Raw genomic sequence first — 16253 nt, 5'->3', positions numbered from 1 at the left:
ACGGCCGGCACCCCCACAGGGGCGCCGGCCGCCGGCATCCCCACCACCAAATCTTGGACAGTTACCGCTCACACCCAACGACAACTGTCCAAGATCTCGGCGCGAGGAACGGCGAGCACGGCTGATGCATCCGGCCAGAGAGAACGCGGCGCCAGGCAGCAGGCAGCAGGCAGCAGGCGCCAGGCGCCAGGTAGCAGGCGCCAGGTAGCAGGCGCCAGGTAGCAGGCGCCAGGCGCCAGGCAGCAGGCAGTGACGGCCGGCGGTGGGCCGGACACGGACCGGCCCCCGTACCGCGGTTGCGGGACGAGGGCCGGTGTGGAGGTGGGTGGCGGGTCAGGTGGCGCTGATGGTGCCGGTCATCAGCAGCGCGAGGACCAGGGTGCCCACCGCGACCCGGTACAGCACGAAGACGTAGAGGGTGTGGTGGGCGACGTAGCGCAGCAGCCAGGCGATGGCCGCGTACCCGACGCCGAAGGCGATGATCGTGGCGACGACCATCTGGACCACGCTCGGCACCGACGTGCCGGGGGCCGCCGGCTCGAAGACGTCGCCGACGCTGAAGATCCCGGACATCACCACCGCCGGGATGGCCAGCAGGAACGAGTAACGCGCCGCCGCCTCCCGGGTGAGGTTGAGGAACAGCCCGGCGGTGAGCGTGCCACCGGAGCGGGACACCCCGGGGATCAGCGCCATCGCCTGGGCGAAACCCATCACCACGCCGTCGCGCATCCGGAAGTTCTCCAGGGTGCGGGTCTGCCGCCCCCAGTACTCGGCGAACGCCAGCACGAACGCGAACACGATAAGCGTGGTGGCCACCAGCCAGAGGTTGCGGCCGGCGGTGCGGATCTGGTCCTTGAACAGGAAACCGAACAGCCCGATCGGGATCGAGCCGACGATGACGTACCAGCCCATCCGGTAGTCGAGGCTGGACCGGACCGACTTGTCCCAGATGCCGACCACCCAGGTCCGGGTGATCCGCCAGATGTCCTTCGCGAAGTAGATCAGCACCGCCGCCTCGGTGCCCAACTGGGTGACCGCGGTGAACGACGCCCCGGCATCGCGGTCGAAGAAGATCGCCGAGGTGATCCGCAGATGCCCGGACGAGCTGACCGGCAGGAATTCGGTCAGGCCCTGCACGATGCCCAGGACAATGGCCTCGACCCAGGTCACTCGCCGACTCCCGAGAGGTCCAGCGCCTCGGCGACGGTACGCAGGGTCTGCACGCCGCTGTCCCGGTCCGCCGCGAACAGGGTCACGGACAGGGTGGTGACGCCGGCGGCGGCGTACTCCCGCATCCGCTCGGCGATGCGCTCCTTCGGGCCCAGCAGCGAGGTGCGGTCGATGAACTCCAGCGGCACCGCGGCGGCGGCGTCGCGCTGCCGCTTGGCCAGGTACAGGTCCTGGACCTCGCGGGCGGCGTCGCCGTAGCCCATCCGCGTGGCGAGCTGGTTGTAGAAGTTCTGCTTCCGGCTGCCCATGCCGCCGACGTAGAGGGCGGCGTACCAGCGGACCAGTTCGGCGCAGGTGGCGATGTCGTCGCCGACCACCACGGGCACCGACGGGACCACGTCGAAGCCGGCGAGGTCCTTGCCGGCCTTCGCCCGCCCGGCGCGCACCGACGCGAGCTGCTCCTCGGCGAACTCGGGGGCGTAGAAGATCGCCAGCCAGCCGTCGGCGATCTCGCCGGCCAGCTCCAGGTTCTTCGGGCCGACGGCGGCGAGGTAGATCGGGATGTGCTCGCGCGGCGGGTGGAAGCCCAGCTTCAACGCCTTACCCGGGCCGTCGGGCAGCGGCAGCGTGTAGAACTCGCCGTCGTACTCGACGTTCTTGCGGGCCACGGCCAGCTTCACGATGTCCACGAACTCGCGGGTGCGCGCCAACGGCTTGCCGAAGCGGACGCCGTGCCAGCCCTCGGAGACCTGCGGGCCGGACACGCCGAGGCCCAGCCGGAACCGGCCGCCGGAGAGCCCGTCGATGGTCGCCGCGGTCATCGCGGTCATGGCGGGGGTACGGGCGGGGATCTGCATCACCGCGCTGCCCAGGTCGATCCGTTCCGTCTGCCCGGCCATCCAGGCCAGCATGCTCGGCGAGTCGGAGCCGTAGGCCTCCGCCGCCCACACCACCGAGTAGCCGAGCCGGTCCGCCTCCTGAGCGAAAGCCAGATGATCAGCCGGTGTGCTCCACGCCGTCTGGTATCCGAGGCTGAGCCCGAGTCGCACTAGGTCCTCCCCCATTTGCACCACAGGTCGCATCAGGTTACGCAATGCCCGAAGGTGACCCGTTCACCGGCTCGCCACTACCGGACCCGGCCCCGGACCGTCGGAAACGCGACGCGCCGGGCAGACTTGACGGGAGCGAGGATATCGGCGGGGCCTGGTTCGAAATAAGGTTCACCCATGCAACAGCGACCGCTCGGCCGAAGCGGGCTGGCGGTTTCGCGGCTCGCGCTCGGCACCATGACCTGGGGCCGGGACACCGACGCCGACGACGCGGCCGCCCAGCTGAAGAGTTACCTCGACGCGGGCGGGAACCTGATCGACACCGCCGACGTCTACGGCGACGGCGACGCTGAGTCGGTGATCGGGTCGCTGCTGGGTTCCCTGGTGCCCCGCGAGGATCTGCTGATCGCCACGAAGGCGGGCCTGCGCCCCGGCAACGGCCGGCGCCGGGACGGCTCCCGGGGGCACCTGCTGCGTACGCTGGACGCCTCGCTGCGCCGGCTCGGCACCGACCACGTCGACCTGTTCCAGTTGCACGGCTACGACCCCGACACGCCGTTGGAGGAGACGCTCGCCGCGCTCGACCACGCGGTGGCCAGCGGCCGGGTCCGCTACATCGGGGTGTCGAACTTCGCCGGCTGGCAGACCGCGCGGGCGGCCGCGTGGCAGACCGCCTGGCCGGGCCGCGCCCCGGTGGTGGCGGCGCAGGTGGAGTACTCGCTGCTGGAGCGGGGTGTGGAGCGGGAGGTGCTGCCCGCCTGCGAGGCCCTCGGGCTCGGGGTGCTGCCCTGGTCGCCGCTGGGTCGCGGAGTGCTCACCGGCAAGTACCGGCACGGCCGGCCCGCCGACTCGCGGGCGGCGTCGCCGCACTTCGAGCGGTTCGTCGCCACCTACCTGGAGCCCCGCTGCTCGAGCATCGTGGAGGCGGTCGCCACCGCCGCCGGTGGGCTGGGCGTCTCGCCGCTGGAGGTGGCGCTGGCCTGGATCCGCGACCGGCCCGGGGTGGTGGCGCCGATCCTCGGTGCCCGGACGGTCGGGCAGTTGCTCGGTGCGCTCCAGGTCGAGCGGATGACCCTGCCGGAGGAGATCGTCACCGCGCTCGACGACGTGTCGGCCGTGCCGGTCGGCTACCCCGAGCGCGACAGCTGACCCCACGCGCGGGCCGGCCCGGCCGGCCGGCATCCCGGCGGCAGCGAACAACGGCAGCCACCGGCGCCGGCAGCGCGGTGGTGATGTCGGCGAGACGGTACGCCGCCCGTACGGCTCAGGGCGTGGGGCGCTGGCCGGGGAGATCGCGTACGGCGGCGAGGAAGCGGGACTGGTCGTCGCGGGTGGCCGGGTTGACGATCCGGATCCAGGAGCCGTCGTCGAACACGATGGTCGACGGGAACTGCATGAGGCGGGCGCCGCTGTGGTCGGAGTCGATCCGGGCGATGCGCCGCCGGTCCACGCTCCAGAGCACCTGGGGGCGGCGCCGGTCCTCGCGGCCCTCGTCGGGGCGGCGGCCCATCCGCAGCAGGTGCAGCCGGGTGTCGGTGACCGCCAGCGGGGTCCCGGTGTAGCGCTCGAGGAAGAGCAGCAGGCTGCCGGCGAGCGTGGCCAGGTCGCCGCTGAAGACGTACCGCCGCCGGTAGGCGATCTCGGCGAGCTGGTCGGCCAGCGGCCGGTAGCGGCTGAGCCGGAACAGCGCCCGGAACGCCTCCTGCTCGTCGGTGAGCGGCAGCGGCTCCCGGGGCTCGGCGCCCGCCGGCGGTGGCTCCGGCTCGGCCGGCGCGGGCGTGCCCGCGGCGAGGACTGCGGCCTTGCCGGGCAGCAGCAGGACGCCCGCGGCGATCCGTACGGGCGTCATCACCGCGTCCACCCACGCGACCGGGTTGACGATGTTGAGCAGCCCGAACAGGGCGCGCGGGTCGAGCGCCTCGGCCACCTCCGCGTTGACCCGGTCGACGAGTTGGCTGCCGGCCCGGTGGTTCTCCGGGGCGCGCACCGGCGCCAGGCCGACGTAGCGGACCTCCTGGTCGGGCAGCAGCGGCGCGACCAGCGCGCGCTCCGGCTCGTCCGTGGTGCGGAACTCGTCGCGCAGTTCGCGGGCCTTGTCCCGCGCGGCCCGCGCCCCGCCCAGCACCGCGTCGGTCAGCCGACCGAGTCGACCCAGCCCTCCGCTCACGCCCCGCCCCCTCGCCCGACCGTCACCTGCCGGCCGGCTGGTCCGCCGGCGGCTGCCCGAAGACATTCTGGTCGATCCACTCGGCGCCGTCCTGCACGGCCGCCTCGACCTTGTCGCCGACCGGCTCCATGCCCGGCACCGACAGACCGGAGACCAGCGCGACGGTGCCCCAGGTCGCGCCGTGCACCACGGAGTTCGGGACGTTCCACGGCAGGTTGGTGACCCAGTCCCGGCCGATCATCCGCGCCCCGTCGGCCATGCCGTGCGCCCGCAGCGCCCCCATGCGTTCGAGGGTGCTCATGTCGAACGGCGACCCGGACTTGCCGAGCTTCCAGGTGCCCTTCGCCGGGTCCAGGAACTTGTGGAACCACTTGTCGGCGTCGCCGGCGGCACGGCGCTTGTCGGCGTACTTCTGGCCGGTGCGCAGCGCCTTCTGCTTGTCGACCAGCTTGTCCAGGTGGTTGCGCAGCTTGCGCAGGTGGAGCAGGACCCGTTGCAGCAGCCGGATGACCTTCTGCAGGTGCGCCGCCAGCGGCCGGATGATCTTCAACATCCGGGCGAGCGCGATCATGCCCCGGGTGACGCCCAGCGCCATGCCGGCCGCCCAGGACGCCCCCGCGGTGAACGGGGCCATCAGCAGCGCGGTGACCAGTGTGACCAGCAGGAAGTTGACGAACTCGACGCAGATGTCGACCAGGACGTCGTGCACCATCTGCAACGCGTCGGCGACCCCCCGCAGATACTCGGCGGTGGCGGCGAACTGCTCGGCGACGTCCAGCAGTTGCTGCTCGACCTCGGCCATCCGCCGCCCGTACGCCTCACCGGACGGCGAGCGCCACCCGGCCTGCTCGGCCTGGCGCACGCCACGGTGGCGCGTCGCCAGCTCCCGCACCTGGTTGGCGAGGGCCTCCCATTCGGCGGCCTTGGCCCGCAGCGCGGCCGGTTCGCCGTCGACGAGGTCGACGAGCTGGATCAGCGGCCAGGCGAGCGTCCGGCAGACGCTGTCGATGGCCTTGTCCACACCGGACAGCGCGTTGTCGACGCCGTTCCACAGCTCGACGGCACTGCCCGCGGGCCCGCTCACCGGCCCATCCCGCCGCCGATGGTCTTGAACGAGGCGTCGATGTCCTGCTCGTTGCGCTCGTAGGCCTCGGCCGTGTCGCCCAGCGCCCCGCCGACCCGCTCGAACGCGTCGTGGCCGGACCGGAACAGCTCCATCCCGCCGGTGACCTGCTCGGCGTACTTCTCGCGGAGCATGTCGCTGACGAACGGCAGGTGCCCGAAGGCCCCGTCCGGCACATCCCCCGCGGACGTGATCTGGCTCTCCAGCGCGGTCAGCGAGGTGGCCACCTGTTTCGCCGCCGCCTCCAGTCGCCGTACCGCCTGCACGTCCACGTCGATGTCAGGCATGCCGTTCCTCCCCCAGTCGCCCGGCGGGGACGACGATACGATCATGCCGCCGCGGCCCGCCACCCGGGCCGACGCCGCGTACGGGAGGTTCTCATGTCCGACCCGCTGTCCGCGTTCGACGCGCTCGCCGGACGGCTCGCCGACATCGAGCGCCGCTTCGCGGGGCTCAAGGACGATTTGGACGAGTTGAGCAGCACCGCCACCGACGACAGCGGCCTGGTGACCGCCACCGTCGACGCCACCGGCGAGCTCACCGACCTGAGCTTCGCGCCGAGCGCGCTGCGGGTCGGCACCGAGGACCTCGCGGCGCTGGTGCTGGACGCGTACCGGCAGGCCCGGACGGCGGCGGCCGAGCAGCTCAACGAGCGCACCGAAGGCCTCGACGCCACCCTCGGCGCGGGCCTGAACGGCATCTTCGGCACCCCCGGCGACTTCGCCTCCCTGGGCCGGCTGGAGGAGGCCATGGGCCGGCTCGGGCGGCTCGACGGCCGACTCCCCGGGCCGCCGGCATGACAGCGCCGGACTGGTCGGACATCGTCGACCGGCTGCACGACACGCTGGCCCGCTGCGACCGCGACACCGACCTGGAGCTCGCCGCCGGCCGGCGCCGGCTGCACCTGCTGGTGCGCCGGGACACCGTCCGGGGCGTCTGCCCGCCCTACGACGAACGACGCCTGGCGGAGCTCGGCTGGCGGGCGCCGCGGGCGGCCGGCGGTTGGTGGTACGAGACGCCGCGCACCGCCGAGGGTCTGCACTGGTGGAGCGGGTTCGTCGCGCAGACCGCCGCCGCGGTGCTCACCACGGAGCCCGCGACCCTGTCCTGCGAGATCCTCCCGCCGACGGGGCCCCGGGTGCGGCCGGAGCCGACCGTACCGCTGGTGCGCCGGGGGCCGGCCGAGCCCGTCGTCGGCACCGCCGAGCCCGAGCCGGGCCCTGGCCCTGATCCCGCCGACAGCGACAGCGACAGCGCGGACGGTCCAGGATCCGGGGCGACCGGTCGGGCCGACGACTCGGAAGGCGTACCGGCGCCGGACGGCCCGCCCATGCTCGACCTCCTCGCCGGGGCCGCCGGGCGGCGGGACCTGCCCGGCTACCTCGGCGTCCTCGCCGCCATGGCGGTCTGCGTGCCGCTGGCGACCGAGCCGGGGCCGGACCGCGGCGTGCAGTGGACGGTCGTCACCGACCCGGTCGGCGCGCCGCTGCTGCCCGTCTTCACGTCCCCGGAGGCGCTGACCGCCTTCGCCGGGGAGGGCGTGCCGTTCGTCGCCGTGCCCTGCGCGGACCTGCTCGCGGACTGGCCCGACCCGGGCTGGGGGCTGGTGGTGGACGCGGGCACCCCGCGCGCCCTGGCCCTGGGCGCGGCGGCGCTGGCCACCCTGCTGGCGGCGAACCCGCGCACCGACTGAGCCGGGCGGGACGGCAGAAACCCGACACCGGCGGGTGTGCCGGGCACGGCGGCGCGGTTCACCGCCCAGGGGGTGGCGGACGGGGCCCCGGGCTGGGCAGCATAGGGCTCATGGACTACGAGTACGCGCCGCTGCGGTTGCCGCCGAACGTCGACCGGTTGACCGCCGCGGCGCAGTTGGCGATCCAGGCGGAATTCTCCGGGTGGGAGCTGGCCCGGGTGCGGCTGTTCCGCGACGGCACGCGGCAGGTGTTGCTGCGCCGCCGGCGGATCAACACGCCGCAACCGGGGCTCTCGTACTGAGCGGACCGGCGAGGGCCCCGGGGCGGACCGCTGGGTCACGCCCCGGGGCGTCGCTGCCTAGTGGGCGTGGTCGTGCTCCTCGTCGAGCTCCATGAACGGGTGCTCGTCGAGCCGGCCGACCAGCCGGTCGTCGGGCGCCGGCTGGAACGGGCCGACCGGGTCGTCGTCGTCGAAGGACTCCAGGTCGACCGGGGTGCCGACCTCGCTCACCATCACCACGCCGTCGAGCGGCTCCAGCTCCGGCACGTCGAGCGCCCCGAGCGATCCGTCGCCGCTCTGGAGCAGCTCCAGCACCGCCTCACCGACGCCCTCCACGGGGGCCGGCTCCTCCTCGGCCGGGGTGCCCTCCCGCCGGGCCGCCTCCGCCACCCGGATCAGCGCCGACACGCTCGGCACCCGGTAGTCGCGCCGCTGACGCACCGAGACGACCCGCGGGTGCGGGTCCGTGGGCTCCACGCCCTCCACGGCGCCGAAGCGCTGGTCGGCCTCGTCCGGGTCGATCGTCTCGACGTCCCACGGGGTGACCTCGCCGAAGGCGTCCAGGAGTTGTTCGTCGTACGCGGCGGACGCGTTGTTCAACGCCACGTACGCCTGCCAGACGTCGTCGTCGTCGATGCGGCCCTGCGCGGCGCGGACGGCGGCCAGGTGGTGGCGGGCCGCATCGATCACGCGCTCGAGGGCGGCGTCCAGCTCACCGTGCTGGTCGGTCATGTGGGTGTGCCCTTTCGATGGAGGTTCCCGCCGGAACACCGGGGGCGCGGGCGGGGGCTAGCAGGTGCGGAGGAACCGGTCGAGAACCCGCACGCCGAACTGTAGTCCGTCCACCGGTACCCGCTCGTCGATGCCGTGGAACAACGCGGAGAAGTTCAGGTCGGCGGGCAGCCGCAGCGGCGCGAAGCCGAAGCAGCGGATGCCGAGCTGAGAGAACGCCTTGGCGTCGGTGCCGCCGGAGAGCATGTACGGCACCGGCCGCGCCCCCGGGTCCTCCGCCCGCAGCGCGGCGGACATGGCGTCGACCAGGTCGCCGTCGAACGTCGTCTCCAGCGCCGGCTGGCGCTGGAGGTACTCGATGGCGATGTCCGGGCCGACCAGCTCCTGCAGCTGCCGCTCCAGCAGCTCCGACTGCCCGGGCAGGCTACGGCAGTCGATGGTGGCGGTGGCGCGACCGGGGATGACGTTGTCCTTGTAGCCGGCGGCGAGCCGGGTCGGGTTGGCGGTGTTGCGGATCGTCGCGCCGATGATGTTGGCGATCGGCCCGAGCTTGGCGATGGCGGTCTCCGGGTCCTCCGGGTCCAGCTCGATCCCGAGCAGGTCGGAGACCTCCTCCAGGAACGCCCGCACGGTGTCGGTGACCACCACGGGGAACCGGTGCCGGCCGACCCGGGCGACCGCCTCGGCGAGCGCGGTGACGGCGTTGTCGTCGTGCACCATCGACCCGTGCCCGGGGCGGCCCTTGGCGTGCAGGCGCAGCCAGTCGATGCCCTTCTCGGCGGTCTCGATCAGGTAGAGCCGCTGGTTCTCGTTGATCGAGTAGGAGAAGCCGCCGACCTCGCCGATGGCCTCGGTGCAGCCGTCGAGCAGCCCGCGGTGCCGCTGGACCAGGAAGTGCGCGCCGTAGTCGCTGCCGGCCTCCTCGTCGGCGGTGTACGCGAGCACGATGTCCCGCGGCGGGCGGACGCCGGTGCGCTGCCAGTGCCGCACCACGGCCAGCACCATCGCGTCGAAGTCCTTCATGTCGATGGCGCCCCGGCCCCACAGGTAGCCGTCGCGCAGCTCCCCGGAGAGGGGGTGCACCGACCACTCGTCGGCGTCGGCCGGGACGACGTCGAGGTGGCCGTGCACCAGCAGCGCCCCCCGGCTCGGATCGGTGCCCGGGATCCGGGCGACCACGTTGGCGCGGCCGGGCGCCGACTCGTGGATGACGGGCTCGATGCCCACCTCGGCCAGCTTCTCCGCCACGTACTCGGCGGCGAGGCGTTCCCCCGCGCTGGTGTCGTTGTCCCCGGTGTTGGTGGTGTCGATCCGCAGGAGGTCACGGCAGAGGTCGACGACCTCGTCGGTGGGGTCGGGTCTGGCGAAGTCGCTCGTCATCGCTTCTTCATACCAGCCGGCGCCGCCGCGCCGGTCGGCCCGTCCCGTCCCGGGCCGCCGGGACCGTCGCAACGGGCGGCCGGGCGGCGGCCGCCGCGCCCGGTTTCGCCGTCGACCCGATCGGGTACCGCCGCTCGCGACCGCGCCCCACCACGTGCTCCGCCCGCCGCCCGAGGAGGGCCTCATGACCGTTCCCCTGCCACCGCTGCCGCCCACCGGAGAAGACGAGGAGTTCCGGCCGGGCGGACGCAGCGTCGCCGACATCGTCGACGCCGAGCACCGGCAGCTCCGGGAGCTGCTGCTGCGGCTAGCCGACCCGGAGCCCGCCCCCGCGCGCGGGCGGGAGGTGCTCACGGCGGCGCTGTCCCGGCACCTCTCCGCCGAGGAGCAGTACCTGCTGCCCGCCGTCCGGGCCGCCCTGCCCGGCGCGGCGCCGCGGGCCGACCGGACCGTGGCCGACGACAAGGACCTGCTGACCGTCCTCAAGAACCTCGCCGACGACGGGCTGTCGGCCGTCGCGACGCGGCTCGACCGCCACATCCAGGAGGTGGGTGAGCTGGTCGCGGAGCTGCGCGAGGTGGCCAGCGCCGAGGAGCTGATCCGCCTGGGCAACCGGCTGGAGATCGCCGAGGAGGCGGCGCCGACCCGCCCCCACCCGGGCACCCCGGCGACCCCGCCGTGGAACCGGGTCGTCGAGCCCGCGGTGGGTGTGGTCGACAAGGTCCGCGACGCGGTGACCGGGCGCCCCACCTACCTGGCCGACCTGACCGAACCGCCGTCGAACTGAGCCGGCTCCACCACGACGCACCGGAGCCGATCGGTAACACATCGGAGGGTGTAGATCCGCCCTGGGCCTTCCCCCGACCGCTACGGGGTCATACCGTCACGGTATGAATCTGGAGCTGCGACACCTGAGGGTGGTCTGCGCGATCGCGGAGACGGGGAGCGTGACCAAGGCGGCATCGACGCTCGGCCTGGCTCAGCCGGCACTCACCGCCCAGCTTCAGCGCATCGAGCGGACTCTGGGCGGACCGCTGTTCGAGCGGGACCGCCGCGGCGCCCGCCCCACGGCCCTCGGCGAGCTGGTGCTCGCCCGGGCCCGGGTGCTGCTGCCCGCGATGAAGGGCCTGCAGGACGAGGCGGCGCGCCTGGCCGGCGCCGGGGACGCGCCGCGCCGGTACCGGTTCGGCGGGGTGAACAGCCCCATCCTCGGCCGGCTCGTCCACCGGCTCGCCGCCGAGCCCCCGCCGGCCCAGATCACGACGCACGCCTCCTGGTCGGCCGAGGAGCAGGCCCAACTGGTCGCCGGCGGCCGGCTGGACTTCGCGCTGATCGGTGTGTGCGGCGACGCCGCCCCACCCGCCGAGTACGGGTTGAGCTGGCGGGAGGTGGCGGTCGACCCGGTGCTCGTGCTGCTGCCCGAGCAGCACCCGCTGGCCGGGCGGGCCGAGGTGAACCTGGTGGACCTGAGTCATGAGCAGTGGGTCGCCGCGCCGGGCGACGGCTGCTTCGGCGACTGCTTCGCCGCCGCCTGCGCGCGGGCCGGCTTCACCCCCCGCAAGGTGTACGAGACCGACGTGCGCTGCTGCATCGACATGGTCGAGTCGGGCGAGGCGGTGGCGCTCTGCCAGGCCATCTTCCGCCCGGTCGCCGGGCTGGTCACCCGGATGCTGGCCGGCACGCCGCTGCGTTGGCGGCTGATGCTGGGCTGGCATCCGGAGTCCCCCGCCGCCCGCGACGCCGAGCTGGTGCTGGAGACCGCGCTGGCCGCGTACGCGGACGCGCTCGCGGCGCACCCGGCGTACCTGTCCTGGCTGGTGCGCAACCCGGGCTACGGGGCGCGGGGGCTGACCACCGCCGGGGCCGCGGGGGTGCGAACGGCGTAGCGCCGGGTATCAGGCGGACATGACCGACCTCTACCCCGCCGCCGACGACCGGGAGATCCTCCGGCAGGCCGCCGCCGCGCACACCGCCGCCGCCCGCGACGTGGAGGCCTTCCTCCGTCGCCTGCCCGAGGTGCCCGATCCCGCCGACGTCACCGAGTACGCCAACCTGCTGACCCGGGAGGAGCAGACGCGCGCCGACCGGGAGGCGGCCGCCGACGCCGCGGGGCTCACGATCGGCAGCCTGGAGAGCGACCACGGTTGACCGCGGGGCCGGCGGCACCCGGTCTGCCCGGTTGCCGCCGGCCCCGTCCACGGAGACCCGGACGCTGTGCCGCCCCGGCGGGTCAGCGCTCGACGAGGACGTCGTGGCCCAGGTCGAGCAGGGAGTGTCGCCACTCGTCGTCGGCGGTGCCGCGGGGCGGCTTCGCCTCCAGCAGGTTCTGGATCTCGTCGATCGTGTCCTGCATCACCCGGATGTCCTCCGGGGTGAGGTCGACCTTGCGCTTGTTCAGCACCCGCAGGATCCGCCTGCCCAGGCCGGGCAGGTCGAGGTCCGGATCGGGCCCGAACGCCTCCTCTCCGGAGCCACGGGTCAGCAGCCACTGCCGCAACTGCTCCGAGGGGACGTTCACCTGGGCGTGGAAGTCGTCCCAGAGCACCTCCACCTCGGGTTCGAGCCGCTGCTCGCGTACCATCAGCCCTCCTCTCGACGGCGGCGGTCGGACTCCGCCGGAGCCGGCTCGTCGCCATGCTGGCCCGGGCCCTCCGGCGGCACGCGCACCCGGGCGGGGTTCGCGGTCGGCGGCGCCAGGATCGGATCGGTGCGGTCGGTCTCGTCCCGGGTCTCCTCGGGTCCACTCATGTCCGCCCTCCGGTCATCGGGGATGGGACGTGCTGGCCGGGGCGTGGCCGCGCTCGCCGGCGGCCACGTCGAAGGCGAGTTGGCCGTCACGCGCGTCCACGGTGACCTTCTGCCCGGGTGAGATCGACGACTCCAGCAGCATCCGGGAGAGGTGGTTGTCCACCTCGCGCTGGATGACCCGGCGCAGCGGCCGGGCGCCGAACTCCGGTTGGTAGCCGTGCTCGGCGATCCAGTCCATGCCGGCGGTGGTGAAGTCGACCTGGATGTCCTGGGCGTGCAGCCGGCGGCGGGTCTCCTCCAGCAGCAGGCCGGTGATCTGGCGCAGCTGCTCGGCCTCCAGCCGGCGGAAGATGATCACCTCGTCGATGCGGTTGAGGAACTCCGGCCGGAAGTTCTCCTGGAGCCGGCGCATCAGCCGCTCGCGCAGCTCGTCGCGCTCCTGGTCGCCGCCCTCGGCACCGGCGCCGAACCCGATCGCGCGCTGGGTGCCGGTGATCAGCTCCGAGCCCAGGTTGCTCGTCATGATCAGTACGGTGTTCCTGAAGTTGACCGTACGGCCCTGGCTGTCGGTGAGCCGCCCGTCGTCGAGCACCTGGAGCAGGATGTTGAACACGTCCGGGTGGGCCTTCTCGATCTCGTCGAGCAGCACCACCGCGTACGGGCGGCGGCGCACCGCCTCGGTGAGCTGGCCGGCCTCCTCGTAGCCGACGTACCCGGGCGGGGCGCCGACGAGGCGGCTGACCGTGTGCCGCTCCTGGAACTCGCTCATGTCGACCCGGACCATCCGGTCCGCCTCACCAAACAGCGCCTCGGCGAGGGCCCGGGCCAGCTCGGTCTTGCCGACGCCGGTGGGCCCGAGGAAGAGGAAGCTGCCCATCGGCCGGTCGGGGTCGGCCAGCCCGGTACGCGAGCGGCGGACCGCCTCGGCGACCGCGGTGACCGCGTCGTCCTGGCCGACCACCTTCTCGTGCAGGTGGCCCTCCAGGCGCAGCAGCCGGTCGCGTTCCTCCTCGGTGAGCTGGCTGACCGGGATGCCGGTGGCCCTGGAGACCACCTCGGCGATCTCCTGCGGCCCGACCGCCGGCACCTGCGAGGAGACGCCCTCGTCACCCCGGGCCCGCCGGATCTGCTCCTCCAGCTCGGCGAGCCGGTCGCGCAGCGCGGACGCCTTCTCGTACTGCTCGTCGGCGACGGCCTGTTCCTTGTCCCGGCGTACCTCGTCGAGCTGGGTCTCCAGCTCCCGCACGTCGGAGGCGGGGGTGCGGGTACGCAGCCGGACCCGGGCGCCTGCCTGGTCGATCAGGTCGATCGCCTTGTCGGGCAGGAACCGGTCGGTGACGTACCGGTCGGACAGCTCGGCCGCGGCGACCAGCGCCTCGTCGGTGAACCGCACCTGGTGGTGGGCCTCGTAGCGGTCACGCAGGCCGCGCAGGATCGCCACGGTGTCCTCGACGGTGGGCTCCGGCACGAACACCGGCTGGAAGCGGCGGGCCAGCGCGGCGTCCTTCTCGATGCTCTTGCGGTACTCGTCAAGCGTGGTCGCGCCGATCACCCGCAGCTCGCCCCGCGCCAGCGCGGGCTTGAGCATGTTGGAGGCGTCCATGCCGCCCTCGCTGCCCGCCCCGCCCGCGCCGACCAGGGTGTGGATCTCGTCCAGGAAGACGATCAGCTCCTCGCGGTGCGCCCGGATCTCGTCGATGACCTTCTTCAGCCGTTCCTCGAAGTCGCCCCGGTACCGGGTGCCGGCCACCAGGCCGGCCAGGTCGAGCTGGATCACCCGCTTGCCGAGCAGCGTCTGCGGCACGTCGCCGTCGCAGATCCGCTCGGCCAGGCCTTCCACGATCGCGGTCTTGCCGACGCCGGCCTCACCGATGAGCACCGGGTTGTTCTTCGTCCGCCGGGACAGGATCTCGACGGCCTGCTCGATCTCCTCGGCCCGGCCGATCACCGGGTCGATCTGGTCGTTGCGGGCCAGGTCGGTGAGGTCCTGGCCGTACTGGTCCAGGGTGGGCGTGCCACGGTCGGGCTTGGGCCCGGTCATCGGCCCGCGCTCGGCGCTGGCCGCCTGCAACGACTCCGGCTGGATCCGGCCGGCGGCCAGCATCCGCCCGGCCGGGGACTCCGGGTTCAGCGGCAGCGCCATCAGGATGTGCTCGGGGCCGATGTAGTTGGCGCCCATCGCCCGGGAGAGCTGGTGGGCGTCGAGCAACGCCCGCTTGGCCGCCGGGGTCAGCGACAGGTTGGGCGGCACCTCGCCACGCGGCGCGCCCTCGCCGCGCCCGCCGAGCGCGTTGAGCAGCGTGTCGGGGTCGGCGCCGGCCCGGCGGACCAGGTCGCGCAGCGGTTCACGTTGCAGCGCCGCCCAGAGCAGGTGGTCGGTGTCGAGGTCGGTGCTGTGCCGCTGGGCGGCCCGGCGGGCCGCGTCGGCCAGCATCTCCCGGGCGTCGGCGGTCATCAGCCGGGTGATGTCGACCCGGTGCGCGGGTCGGCGCCCACCCTCGCCCCGGCCGAAGTACCGGGCCAGGAACTCGTCCCAGGGGTCGGAGCCGAAGTCACCGGGTCCCATCATGTCTGTCCTCCGCAGTCGGGCGCGGCACGGTCGCCAGGGGCTACCCGGCGGTCGGCCCGACAAACGCCACCACCCCGCCACGGCAGCGCCCCCACCACGACGGCCGGGAGGTAAGGAAGGGCACCTTGTCAACGCCCGCGGTAGAGGAAGGGCCCCTTCCTCACACCTCGGGGCGGTGGGTGGCAGGGTGGCGGTATGGAGCCGACGACGCCGCTGCTGATCGTGGACGCCGCCAACGTGGTGGGATCCCGCCCCGACGGCTGGTGGCGGGACCGCGCCGGCGCGACCGCCCGGCTACGCGACTCGCTGGCCCCGCTGACCACCGCCGGCCTGCCGCCGGAGCTGCCGCCGCCGGTGGAGGTGGTGCTGGTGGTGGAGGGCCGGGCGCGGGACGTCCCGGGCACGGCCGGGGTCCGGGTGGTCGCCGCGCCCGGATCCGGGGACGACGCCGTCGTCGACCTGGTGGCCGCCGCGCCGCAGCGCCGGCGACTGGTCGTCACCGCCGACCGTGAGCTGCGGGAACGGGTCGCCGCGCGGGGTGCCGAGGTGTACGGGCCGCGCTGGCTACGGGACCGGCCCGCCCCGCCCGGTGAGTCCCGTTAATCGGACTCTCGGCGCTTCCGGTCGACAACCGGTCAGCGGGGCAGGAACACTGACAGGCCGGATGTTCTCTCACCCCGAGGGATAGGCTCTAATGGAGGCCTCCCCGCCCCCAGGAGGTTTCGCCGTGGCGAGCGTCGCCGAGCTCAAGGCAGCCATCGATGTCGCGCTCCAACAGATCGGCGACGGCCAGAGCGCCGTGCAGGCGGCCGGCGAGAAGCTGGCCGAGGCGCAGCAGACCCTGGCCGGCGCGCTGGAGGGCAGCGGGCACGAGACGGTCGAGGCGGCCCAGTCCTCGCTGACCCAGGCCAGCCAGGAGCTGGAGGAGTGCCTCGCCGCGACACTCGTCGCGGTGGAGCAGGCGCAACTCTACGTCGCGACGCTCTGAGGCCGGGCCGTGTCCATCGTCGAGGACGTCGGCGCGCAGGTCCGTGCCGCCGCCGATGACCTGCCGCTGGCCCAGCTGGCCCAGGCGCTGGAGAAGTTCGGCCTGGCCGCCGAACGGCTGCGCTGGGTCCGGCAGGAGTCGGCCAACCCGATGGGGGTTCCGGAGCTCTCCGCCGCCACCGAGCACGCCGAGACCGCCGGCTACGCGCTGCGCGTCGCGCAGGAGCAACTGTCGGCCTATCTCGCCGCGATCGGGCTGGCCGCCGACGGCTCCCCGACGCCGGCACCGAAGGAGCGGCAGCGGCGGCCGGTGCACGACGCGCCGCGCGACGCGGCCCCGGGCGGCGCGGCGCC

The 16253-nt window shown here is 73.7% G+C and carries 19 protein-coding genes and 1 pseudogene; 10 read left to right on the top strand and 10 right to left on the bottom strand.

The features are described 5' to 3' along the window. Positions 1-333 precede the first annotated feature (333 nt). Together ABZ809_RS33845 and ABZ809_RS33840 are read right to left on the bottom strand one after the other, a co-directional pair. On the bottom strand, positions 334-1170 hold the full coding sequence (locus tag ABZ809_RS33845) for an undecaprenyl-diphosphate phosphatase (protein ID WP_357566731.1): 837 nt from the start codon (positions 1168-1170) through the stop codon (positions 334-336). Further along, positions 1167-2219, bottom strand: a complete 1053-nt coding sequence (locus tag ABZ809_RS33840) for an LLM class F420-dependent oxidoreductase (RefSeq protein ID WP_357566730.1) — start codon at positions 2217-2219, stop codon at positions 1167-1169. The genes ABZ809_RS33845 and ABZ809_RS33840 overlap by 4 nt, the downstream gene beginning before the upstream one ends. Positions 2220-2396: 177 nt before the next feature. Between ABZ809_RS33840 and ABZ809_RS33835 the strand changes: the two genes are divergently transcribed. Beyond that, positions 2397-3368 carry an aldo/keto reductase gene (locus ABZ809_RS33835; RefSeq protein WP_357566729.1) on the top strand — a complete coding sequence of 324 codons (972 nt, stop codon included), beginning with the start codon at positions 2397-2399 and terminating at the stop codon, positions 3366-3368. Positions 3369-3483: 115 nt separating this feature from the next. Here the strand turns inward: ABZ809_RS33835 and ABZ809_RS33830 are convergent, their stop codons facing one another. Genes ABZ809_RS33830 through ABZ809_RS33820 form a run of 3 tightly spaced genes read right to left on the bottom strand, consistent with a single transcriptional unit; the run spans position 3484 to position 5796 of the window. Beyond that, positions 3484-4386, bottom strand: coding sequence for a hypothetical protein (locus ABZ809_RS33830; RefSeq protein WP_357566728.1), 903 nt, complete (start codon positions 4384-4386; stop codon positions 3484-3486). 22 nt (positions 4387-4408) lie between these two features. After that, on the bottom strand, positions 4409-5470 hold the full coding sequence (locus ABZ809_RS33825) for a hypothetical protein (RefSeq protein ID WP_357566727.1): 1062 nt from the start codon (positions 5468-5470) through the stop codon (positions 4409-4411). Further along, the gene (locus tag ABZ809_RS33820; RefSeq protein WP_357566726.1) at positions 5467-5796 is read right to left on the bottom strand and encodes a hypothetical protein; all 330 of its coding nucleotides are present in this window, start codon (positions 5794-5796) and stop codon (positions 5467-5469) included. Before ABZ809_RS33820 ends, ABZ809_RS33825 begins: the two co-directional genes overlap by 4 nt. A gap of 93 nt (positions 5797-5889) precedes the next feature. Between ABZ809_RS33820 and ABZ809_RS33815 the strand changes: the two genes are divergently transcribed. The 3 genes from ABZ809_RS33815 (at position 5890) to ABZ809_RS33805 (ending at position 7504) form a co-directional block, all read left to right on the top strand. Next, positions 5890-6309: a YbaB/EbfC family nucleoid-associated protein gene (locus ABZ809_RS33815; protein WP_357566725.1), complete on the top strand. Its 420-nt coding sequence runs from the start codon at positions 5890-5892 to the stop codon at positions 6307-6309. Continuing rightward, positions 6306-7202, top strand: a complete 897-nt coding sequence (locus ABZ809_RS33810; RefSeq protein WP_357566724.1) for an SseB family protein — start codon at positions 6306-6308, stop codon at positions 7200-7202. Before ABZ809_RS33815 ends, ABZ809_RS33810 begins: the two co-directional genes overlap by 4 nt. Before the next feature lie 110 nt (positions 7203-7312). Then, positions 7313-7504 carry a DUF5703 family protein gene (locus ABZ809_RS33805; protein WP_357566723.1) on the top strand — a complete coding sequence of 64 codons (192 nt, stop codon included), beginning with the start codon at positions 7313-7315 and terminating at the stop codon, positions 7502-7504. Positions 7505-7561: 57 nt separating this feature from the next. Here the strand turns inward: ABZ809_RS33805 and ABZ809_RS33800 are convergent, their stop codons facing one another. Further along, positions 7562-8215, bottom strand: a complete 654-nt coding sequence (locus ABZ809_RS33800; protein WP_357566722.1) for a hypothetical protein — start codon at positions 8213-8215, stop codon at positions 7562-7564. Positions 8216-8272: 57 nt separating this feature from the next. Further along, positions 8273-9595 (bottom strand): M20/M25/M40 family metallo-hydrolase, encoded by a 1323-nt coding sequence (locus ABZ809_RS33795; protein ID WP_357566721.1) that lies wholly within the window; start codon positions 9593-9595, stop codon positions 8273-8275. 184 nt (positions 9596-9779) lie between these two features. Here ABZ809_RS33795 and ABZ809_RS33790 point away from each other — a divergent pair, with 184 nt between their 5' ends. The 3 genes from ABZ809_RS33790 to ABZ809_RS33780 all read left to right on the top strand — a co-directional run bounded on the left by ABZ809_RS33790 (position 9780) and on the right by ABZ809_RS33780 (position 11743). Continuing rightward, entirely contained in the window at positions 9780-10382 is a 603-nt protein-coding gene (locus ABZ809_RS33790; protein WP_357566720.1) for a hemerythrin domain-containing protein, read from the top strand. A gap of 103 nt (positions 10383-10485) precedes the next feature. Then, complete coding sequence (locus tag ABZ809_RS33785) at positions 10486-11481, top strand: LysR family transcriptional regulator (protein ID WP_357566719.1); 996 nt, start codon at positions 10486-10488, stop codon at positions 11479-11481. A 19-nt stretch (positions 11482-11500) separates the two neighbouring features. Further along, a complete protein-coding gene (locus ABZ809_RS33780) occupies positions 11501-11743 on the top strand; it encodes a hypothetical protein (protein WP_357566718.1) in 243 nt (80 codons plus the stop codon). An 82-nt stretch (positions 11744-11825) separates the two neighbouring features. Here ABZ809_RS33780 and ABZ809_RS33775 read toward each other — a convergent pair whose 3' ends face one another. From ABZ809_RS33775 to ABZ809_RS33765, 3 genes are read right to left on the bottom strand one after another with little or no spacing between them, the layout of a single operon-like run. Further along, entirely contained in the window at positions 11826-12176 is a 351-nt protein-coding gene (locus ABZ809_RS33775) for a DUF3140 domain-containing protein (RefSeq protein WP_357566717.1), read from the bottom strand. After that, on the bottom strand, positions 12176-12343 hold the full coding sequence (locus ABZ809_RS33770; RefSeq protein ID WP_357566716.1) for a hypothetical protein: 168 nt from the start codon (positions 12341-12343) through the stop codon (positions 12176-12178). The genes ABZ809_RS33775 and ABZ809_RS33770 overlap by 1 nt, the downstream gene beginning before the upstream one ends. 13 nt (positions 12344-12356) lie before the next feature. After that, a complete protein-coding gene (locus tag ABZ809_RS33765) occupies positions 12357-14912 on the bottom strand; it encodes an ATP-dependent Clp protease ATP-binding subunit (protein WP_357566715.1) in 2556 nt (851 codons plus the stop codon). A gap of 195 nt (positions 14913-15107) precedes the next feature. Here ABZ809_RS33765 and ABZ809_RS33760 point away from each other — a divergent pair, with 195 nt between their 5' ends. The 3 genes and pseudogenes from ABZ809_RS33760 to ABZ809_RS33750 form a co-directional block, all read left to right on the top strand. Continuing rightward, positions 15108-15515, top strand: coding sequence for a hypothetical protein (locus ABZ809_RS33760; protein WP_357566714.1), 408 nt, complete (start codon positions 15108-15110; stop codon positions 15513-15515). Between the two features lie 124 nt (positions 15516-15639). Further along, on the top strand, positions 15640-15900 hold the full coding sequence (locus ABZ809_RS33755; protein ID WP_089000636.1) for a hypothetical protein: 261 nt from the start codon (positions 15640-15642) through the stop codon (positions 15898-15900). A 9-nt stretch (positions 15901-15909) separates the two neighbouring features. After that, a pseudogene (locus ABZ809_RS33750) lies at positions 15910-16253 on the top strand (hypothetical protein); the annotation flags it as partial.

Source organism: Micromonospora sp. NPDC047074 (genome assembly GCF_040643815.1).
Taxonomy (GTDB): Bacteria; Actinomycetota; Actinomycetes; order Mycobacteriales; family Micromonosporaceae; genus Micromonospora.
This window is presented reverse-complemented; position numbering and strand designations above follow the sequence as displayed.